The organism is Aneurinibacillus terranovensis DSM 18919, from assembly GCF_000430625.1.
GTDB lineage: Bacteria > Bacillota > Bacilli > Aneurinibacillales > Aneurinibacillaceae > Aneurinibacillus_B > Aneurinibacillus_B terranovensis.
Genome location: NZ_AUMJ01000067.1, coordinates 21,796 through 30,124, shown reverse-complemented (window position 1 = coordinate 30,124; position 8,329 = coordinate 21,796). Strand labels below are relative to the sequence as shown.

Genomic DNA, 8,329 nt, shown 5'->3' with positions numbered 1-8,329 from the left:
TGGCTCTATCTCGCGAGTATTATGGATCTCTACCAGCGTGAAATTGTCGGTTGGTATGCGGATAAACAAATGACGAAAGCCTTAGTCCTCAAGGCGTTGGACAGGGCCTATGACAAAAAGAAGCCCAAAGGAAAAGTTCTTCACCACTCCGATCGAGGGAGTCAATATGCTTCTAAAGACTATCAGGATCGTCTGGAACAGTACAACATGATTGGTAGCATGAGCAGAAAAGGCAATTGCTATGACAACGCTTGTATTGAGTCTTTTCATAGCATTATTAAGAAAGAGCTAATTTACCTAAACAAGTTTAAGACCCGTGAAGAGGCTAAAAAACACATCTATGAGTATATAGAATTTTTTTACAATCGAAAAAGAATTCATTCGTCAATCGGGTACTTCACACCCCTTCAATACGAACGTATGTACTATAACTTTATTAAAAATGCTGCCTAGATCTTTACTTTTTGTGTCCATTCTATTGACCTAATACCATTTGCACAGAAAAAAATAAATCCGGAGTGAGGTCATTTCCCTTCCGGATTTTTATCGTTTCCCACTATCTTACTCGTAAACGTAGTAATCCGCGGGGCGGACACGAGCTGTTCATAAAGAAAATTTCAACCCAAGCGCGGCAATATCGTTCAGGTAGAGCGCTTCTTCAATTTTTTGCGTAATTTCATCTGATACGTACGGCTCACAATGGGGGCAGATAATCGCAGGAATGCTCAGGATTTCCACCGTCTTTTTTCCGTCCGGTGTAATCCAGTAACAGTTTTTTACTCCCTCGTTCGCTTCTTTTCCACACCAAATGCATTCAACCATGTTTTCCCCTTTAGGCGTCTTTTTCTTCATTTTTAGCCTTCATTAATTTTGCTTTCATCTCATCGCGTTTCGTACGGTGATCCTTGAGAGAGGTATGGTCTTCAGCATTTTGGTAATTTTTTCGCTTGTTCATACGGCGCAGGTTTTCCGGAACGAGGTTGAACTTCTCATCGCGCATAATGGCCGCGATCCCAACTGTTTCTTCTTGCTTTTTCATGCCGTACACTTCATTAAAGTAAGCGTCCGCACGGCCCGAAACATAGCCCTTAGGCTCCGGGTAGGAGGTGATAACCCCTTCAAAATTGCGGAGAACGACTTTTTCCGGACTCTGGGAAATCATATAGTTTGGCTGCAGAGCAATCTTGCCACCGCCACCCGGCGCATCGACGACAAAGGTTGGAACCGCATAGCCGGACGTATGGCCACGCAGGCCTTCAATAATTTCAAGTCCCTTCGATACCGGTGCCCGGAAATGGCCGATTCCCTCCGATAAATCACACTGGTAGATATAGTAGGGGCGGACGCGTATTTTTACCAGTTCATGCATCAATTTTTTCATAATGATGGTACTGTCGTTTATGCCAGCCAGAATAACAGATTGATTGCCGACCGGCACTCCGGCGTTACCAAGCATTTCGCACGCTTTTTTGGCCTCCGGTGTAATTTCGAGCGGCGTATTAAAGTGCGTGTTGAGCCAGATTGGATGGTACTTCTTTAAGATATTGCACAAGTTTTCCGTGATGCGCTGCGGGAATACAACAGGTGCCCGGGTCCCAATCCGAATAATTTCAACGTGCGGAATGGCCCGCAAGTTTTTCAGTACGTACTCCAGCACTGTGTCGTTAATAAGCAGGCCGTCCCCGCCTGAAATAAGCACATCGCGAACTTCCGGTGTCGCACGGATATAGGCTATCGCCGCGTCGAGTTGGTTCTTAGGTACCCCCATTCCGATTTGACCCGAGAAGCGGCGGCGAGTACAATAGCGGCAGTACATCGAACACTGGTTCGTGACAAGGAACAATACCCGATCCGGATACCGGTGGGTAAGGCCGGGAACCGGGGAATCTTCATCTTCATGCAGCGGGTCTTCCAGATCATATTTTGTTTTCATCATTTCCTGTGAGATGGGGACCGACTGCATGCGAATCGGACACCGGGGATCGTCCGGATTCATTAAGTTTGCATAGTAAGGTGTGATGTTTAAAGGGATCGTTTGTGTGGAAATGCGTACCCCTTCCTCTTCTTCCGGAGTTAAATGTACCACCTTTTTTAAATCTTCAACCGTTCTGATCGTATGGGTTAACTGCCAGTGCCAGTCATTCCACTGCTCATCCGTAACATCTTTCCATAGTTCTACCTTGTGAAAATCTCTTGATGTAACCGGAGTCGGCAATCCCTGCCCGTTCAATTGAGCTAAATCCTTTTCGAGTAAACTCATGTATATACACCCCTTGGTAGAGATTATTTGCTTGTTATTAGTAAATAAGCAAATTGTGTGCCAATTTTAGAATGGTCGGAATATTAATTTCATAGTTAAACTTCGAACTCGTTGTAAGCTACGGATTGCTTGTTAACTACAGACTGTTTGTAAAACTACGGACTGACTGTAAATGGCGATATTACCTCTACAGGAGACTTGTTAGTGTCAAGCTGCAGACGGAAATAAGAAAAACTCGCGGGCGTTGCCGCTCGTCCTTTTTCTGCGGGGAAGCGAAACGGCCACACGCTCCACATCGAAAAAGCAACGTTCGGCACACTCCCGCGAGTTTTTCTCGGGTGACCAATGGAAGGAAAGTATATGTTGCTTTACAGTGTTAAAGCAACATATACTTTCCTTAACGGTAAAAAAGAGAAAAGGCTGCGCCCTTTCTCTTGAATAAAAAAACGATACAGTTGTAAATAAGGTGCTGAATATTTTGCATCTTACAAAAATCTTGCTGCCGGAAATTTGGCTAGAGGTTGTATTTTTTCAATTTATATTGGAGAGATTGCCTTTTTAGATTAAGAAATTCGGCGGCGCGGCTTATATTTCCGCCACATTCTTTGAGGGCGTCCGCGATCATATCACGCTCAATTTTGTCTATTACGGCTGGCAAATTAATCGGTGTTGTGCAGGAGGCGCGGGACGCCGCCGCAGAAAGCACGGGAGCCACCGGAATGGCCGATTCTCGGTGTATCAGGGATGTCTCGCCAGGAAACAACGGAAGGTGGTGCACTTCAATTTGTGCCTCACCTGAATCCAGCATGTTAAAGGCTGATTCAATGGCATGCCGCAGTTCGCGGATATTTCCCGGCCATGAATAGCTCAGCAGCTGCCTCATAGCCGGTTCGCTCACTCCTGTCACGTTCATGCCGAATGTTTGATTGAATTTATCAATAAAGTGTTTAACAAGAAGTGGAATATCCTCGCCCCGTTTTAAAAGCGGAGGGAGTTCAATATTGACCACATTCAGTCGATAATACAGGTCTGTACGAATAATCCCCTTATCGATTGCTTCCCGGGCCGGGATATTCATCGCGGCAAGAATACGGACGTTCACATTCTGTTCTGCCATACCGCCAATCCGTCTTATTTTACCATCCTGAAGTACCCGGAGAAGCTTCGCCTGCAGTTGAAGGTCAAGGCTGTTAATTTCGTCAAGAAACAGGGTCCCGCCATTGGCCTGCTCAAAGATGCCGGGCCGATCAATTGCTCCGGTAAAAGCGCCTTTCGTAGTCCCGAATAATAGCCCTTCCATTAAGTCGCGGGGAACCGCTGCGCAATTCTGGGCGATAAAAGGTTTGTCGTGGCGGATGCCGGCGTTATGGATGCTTTGCGCGATCAGTTCCTTACCGGTTCCGGTAGGTCCCGAGATAAGGACAGGGGAACTGGTGCGTGACGCTTTTTTTGCAATGGTAAGGGCCTGCACAAAAAGCTGGCTTTCTCCGATTAAATCACTGAAGTGATATTGGGTATCGTTTGTTTTCTTCGTTTTTCGGCTGCTTCTAAAAAGCTGCTGCCGTAAATCCAGTACTTGATCGTTGAGCTGAACGATGCGCGTAATATCTTCGGCAAGTTCTACCGCGCCAACAATGTCACCGTTTTTTTTCAAAGGGTAGGTACTGTTAATAGAAGTAATTTGTTTGCCCGTAAGATTTACATACGTTTGCATTTTATCAATGATTTGTTCCCCCGTGTGCAGGACCCGAATCAGCGTACTGCTTTCATCCGTAAGGGAGGGAAAGAGGTGAAACACGCTTTTGCCCTCTACGCTTTCCCGTTCTAACCCGTCAATCTCAGCCATTTTGTTGTTGTAAAAAACGGTGGTCCCGTCTTTTCCTACAATATGGACACCTATATTTATCATGCCAAGCAACCATTCCAAATGATCAGACCACTGTGCTGTTATATCAGACAATTTTAATCACCCTTACAATCAAAAAGTAATGAATAACCCGGGTACCAATAGCTATAAAATGGGTGCCTCTGGCACAATTTTTGCAAATATTGTTCCAACAGAAAGGTGTAACCGGAGGTGCTTATGCGTATAGAAAACGAAAACTATTATTCGAATGGTGTAGAAAGCGGCCCTGACTTTATGATGAACGTCTGTTTTGACCCGTTTAACAAACGAATGCGCGTGGACGATTACCGGGGAAATATCTGTTCCATTGAAAACAAAATCCGGGAACTGGCCGGCAAGTACGCGTTTACAAAAGTGATTGTTAAGACGCGTCCTGAACACTGGCAGACGTTCCTTTCCAGGGGCTATATGTTGGAAGGTGTGTTTAAAGGCTATTTTAACGGAAGTGACGCATACAGCATGGCACTCTATTTTGACCTCGAAAGAAGAACGAGCGGTTACTGGATAGAAGAAGACGAGATTTTAGACCGGGTTCTCAGTCTTCCGCAGAAATTTGAACGGCCGGACCTTCCTTCCGGGTATGCGCTTCGACTGGCGACCGCTGATGATGCCGATCAACTGGCGGTTTTATACAATGACGTTTTTCAAACGTACCCAACCCCGATGAATAAACCACACTATATTAAAAATGTGATGGAAGAGGGGACTCTGTTCTTTTTAATCGAGAACAGCGGGCGTATTGTCAGTGCTGCGTCGGCCGAAGTGAATGCCAGCTACCATAATGCTGAGATGACGGACTGTGCCACGCTTCCTGAACACCGGAAGCATGGCCTGATGAGGGTGCTCATCATAGCGTTGGAGCAAGAGCTGCTCAGCCGCCGCATTTATTGTGCATACTCGCTTGCCCGGTCTCTCTCGTTTGGTATGAATGCGGTGTTCCACCAGTTAGGCTATTCCTATACAGGACGTTTAACAAAGAACTGCAATATTTTTGATAAGTTCGAAGATATGAGTCTATGGGTGAAAAATCTCAGCGATGTGAACTAACGTATTATTGCCGATTGTTTGGCGGTTTGGTCAATCCTGTAAGCCATAATCGCTAGATGAAATTGAAAGAGCGTGTCGGCATGCTCCAGAGTTTTTCCTGTTTTCGCCTGAATTTGTTCCAATCGATACTTTAAAGTGTGACGATGAACAAACAGACTTGCCGCCGTATTTTTCATATTCATGTTATGCCGGATATAGCATTCCAATGTTTCAAGCAGGCGCGAATGGTGTTTTGCATCATAATGCAGGAGCGGAGCCAGCAGCTTCTCGTATAACGAGGAAAGCGAAACTCCAGCGTCTTTCATTTGTAAAAGCGCTTCATAGACTCCGATTTTTTCATAAGGCATGTGCCGGATTCCCGTTAACCGTGCCACATGAAGAGCGTAGCGCGCTTCGCGTGAGCGTTCTGAAAGTTGAGTAATGTCGTCGGAAATCGAGCTTGAGCCAACATACAGAGCGGTAGGATAGCGAAGCTGCCACTGGTCCGTGATTTCTTTAACCAGGTCACTTATGCTTTGGCTTCCGTTTACCGGTTTGACCATAAGCACGAGGGCATTCATTTTTTCCCGTACAAGAGCAGGAGAAGGAAATTTTTTTACTGCCTGCTGGACGACCGATAGGACATCCTCATCCCCTTCGGCAGCTATCCGTATCACAGCGATCTGACCATTCATGTCATAGCCTAGCTTGCGTGCCTGTTTGTAAATGTAGGCTTTGTCCCTAATGTCGGTTTCAAGAAGTTCATCCAAAAAATCACCCTGCAGGCGAAGCCACACTTCATCAACCGCGCGCTGCTTAAGAAAATCAATCGCGCATACCGTGCCGGCCTGTTCAATGATCATAACATCCATTTCAGTCAGGGGAGGCAAATTCGAACTTTTAACCACATAAAGGCAGCCGTAATAATTTTCAACCGCAATCGGATAAACCAAACGGTGGGCAGACAGGAGGAGAGGTTTTTCCAACGATGCCGGAACATCCTGCTCAAGGAGAAACCCGCTTTCAATGGCCTCGTCATTAGCACAACTGCTCTCAACCAGGGTATGGAACGCGTCAAAGATGAAGACATCGGCTTCAAGCAGTTCGGCAAGCAGAGCAGCAACGGCCCCAAGCCCTTTATTGCGCAATATGAGATTGGTTAGCTTATGGTGAATCGCCTGTATCTCCTCAGCCATTTTCAACTGGTTATTAACGATATGCGTGAGTAGAACTTTCGTTACTTCAGAAAAATTCATATGCTTTGGAATTTCAATCAGCGGCAAATGAAACGTATTGGCCGCATTAATAAATTCCTCTGGAATTCTTTCCATATAAAATCCTGTGTGGATGGCCACGGCAGAAAGCTTTTGCCTGGCGAGCCGTTCGATGAAATGACGGCGGTTTTTTTTCGTATCGAGCCCAAAGCCGGTTGTAATGAGAAATTCACCTTCCTGGAGGCGTGTAACATCTTCGATAATCTCAACAATGGTTACCCACTTAATGGTCCGGTGAAGGCCGCCCTGTCCGCCTACAAGCTTTATTTGTGCAATATCAGGGAGCTGCAAGGCCTCATTTACCGTAATCGACATATCATGTCCTCGCTTTTTCAATCTGCTTCTTTATACATGTTGTATAAAAGTATACCATTTTTTTATTGATTAATGCGAATATTTTTTCAAGTCGGGTTTTTGTATGATCAAACTATAAAACAGTCCAAGGGAGAAGTGAGTATGATCAAACACAGTTATGTGATAAAGCCTCTGCTGGATAAAGAATATCCTATGGTTTCATCCGGAAAAGGGATCTATTTGTATGATAGCAATGGCAAGCAATATCTGGACGGGTGCTCCGGTGCCGTTACTGCGAATATAGGACACGGTGTACAAAAAGTGATTGAGGCGATGAATGAACAGGCGAATAAGGTCTCGTTTACCTACCGCTCACAATTTACGAGTGAGGCGGCAGAGAGGCTAGCTGAAAAATTGGCCCAATGGTCGCCCGGCGATTTAAACTACGTATTCTTTGTGAACAGCGGATCGGAAGCGACCGAAACAGCAATGAAAATCGCCATTCAATACTGGCAGGAGCTTGGGCGGCCGGGGAAAAACAAAGTTTTATCGCGCCATATGAGCTATCATGGCATAACTATGGGAGCGCTTTCGATGTCGGGGCACGTACTGCGGCGAAAACGTTTCGTACCGCTGCTTGAGGACTTTCCAGTGGTTGAACCCCCTTATTGTTACCGCTGCCCGTTTAACAGCAGCTACCCTAGCTGTGATTTACAGTGTGCCAATCAATTGGAAACGGCGATTCACCGGATAGGCGCTGATAATATTGCTGCGTTTATTGCCGAACCCATTATTGGCGCATCCGGCGGAGCCGTCACCCCACCTCCGTTCTATTACCAGCGTATTAAGGAAATCTGTGAAAAATATGAAATTCTTTTTATTGCGGACGAAGTTATGACCGGAAACGGCAGAACCGGAAAAATGTTTGGAATCGACCACTGGGATGTGGTGCCTGACTTAATGGCGCTTGGGAAAGGCATGAGTGCCGGTTATACGCCGATGGCGGCGGCTGTTGTGAGCGAGCGGATTATCCGTGTCATTGAGAACGGGTCAAAATCGATTATGTCCGGCCACACGTATAGCGCCAATCCGCAGTCTGCAGCGATTTCTCTTGCGGTGATGAAGTACATGGAGGAAAATCACTTGGTTGCTCAGGTTGATGAGAAAGGAAAGCGATTAATGGATGGGTTGGATCGCCTGCGTGCCAAGCATAAATGGATTGGGGATGTTCGGGGGAAAGGACTGTTATGCGGAATTGAATTTGTAAAAGACCTCTATTCGAAACAACCATTCCCGTTGAGTCTCCGGTTTACAGAACGGTTAATTGAGAAAGCGATGGCAAACGGGTTGCTTATTTATAATGCCTCCGGTGCAGTGAATGGGCAGGCGGGAGATGCCGTCATTATCGCCCCTCCCTTTGTCATTTTGGAGGAAGAAATCGACAAATTAGTTGAACTGCTCGATCGCTCGATTACTGAACTGGCAGAGGAGCTAACAAACGATTCCGGCTCCCAAACGTTTACGGTGTAGAGGAAGGAGGAACGGTTATGGAACGGGAGACACTCTCCA

The 8,329-nt window shown here is 46.1% G+C and carries 8 protein-coding genes; 4 read left to right on the top strand and 4 right to left on the bottom strand.

The features are described 5' to 3' along the window. Positions 1-453 (top strand): IS3 family transposase (locus H525_RS0112990; RefSeq protein ID WP_027416561.1); only part of this gene is annotated, 453 nt, incomplete at its 5' end. 150 nt (positions 454-603) lie between these two features. Here H525_RS0112990 and H525_RS23985 read toward each other — a convergent pair. Further along, the gene (locus tag H525_RS23985) at positions 604-822 is read right to left on the bottom strand and encodes a YokU family protein (RefSeq protein ID WP_162142501.1); all 219 of its coding nucleotides are present in this window, start codon (positions 820-822) and stop codon (positions 604-606) included. A gap of 10 nt (positions 823-832) precedes the next feature. Continuing rightward, on the bottom strand, positions 833-2,260 hold the full coding sequence (gene kamA, locus H525_RS0112980; RefSeq protein ID WP_081413388.1) for a lysine 2,3-aminomutase: 1,428 nt from the start codon (positions 2,258-2,260) through the stop codon (positions 833-835). Between the two features lie 244 nt (positions 2,261-2,504). On the opposite strand from kamA, the gene H525_RS29575 reads away from it, so the two are divergent. Beyond that, positions 2,505-2,702: a hypothetical protein gene (locus tag H525_RS29575; protein ID WP_155837270.1), complete on the top strand. Its 198-nt coding sequence runs from the start codon at positions 2,505-2,507 to the stop codon at positions 2,700-2,702. 72 nt (positions 2,703-2,774) lie between these two features. Here H525_RS29575 and H525_RS0112975 read toward each other — a convergent pair whose 3' ends face one another. Beyond that, positions 2,775-4,220 (bottom strand): sigma-54 interaction domain-containing protein, encoded by a 1,446-nt coding sequence (locus H525_RS0112975; RefSeq protein ID WP_245590482.1) that lies wholly within the window; start codon positions 4,218-4,220, stop codon positions 2,775-2,777. A 123-nt stretch (positions 4,221-4,343) separates the two neighbouring features. Between H525_RS0112975 and ablB the strand changes: the two genes are divergently transcribed. Then, a complete protein-coding gene (gene ablB, locus H525_RS23980; protein ID WP_425387696.1) occupies positions 4,344-5,213 on the top strand; it encodes a putative beta-lysine N-acetyltransferase in 870 nt (289 codons plus the stop codon). Here the strand turns inward: ablB and H525_RS0112965 are convergent. Then, a complete protein-coding gene (locus tag H525_RS0112965) occupies positions 5,210-6,781 on the bottom strand; it encodes a PucR family transcriptional regulator (protein WP_027416558.1) in 1,572 nt (523 codons plus the stop codon). The two genes, ablB and H525_RS0112965, sit on opposite strands and share 4 nt — an antisense overlap. A 144-nt stretch (positions 6,782-6,925) precedes the next feature. Between H525_RS0112965 and H525_RS0112960 the strand changes: the two genes are divergently transcribed. Next, entirely contained in the window at positions 6,926-8,290 is a 1,365-nt protein-coding gene (locus tag H525_RS0112960; protein WP_027416557.1) for an aspartate aminotransferase family protein, read from the top strand. Positions 8,291-8,329 lie beyond the last annotated feature (39 nt).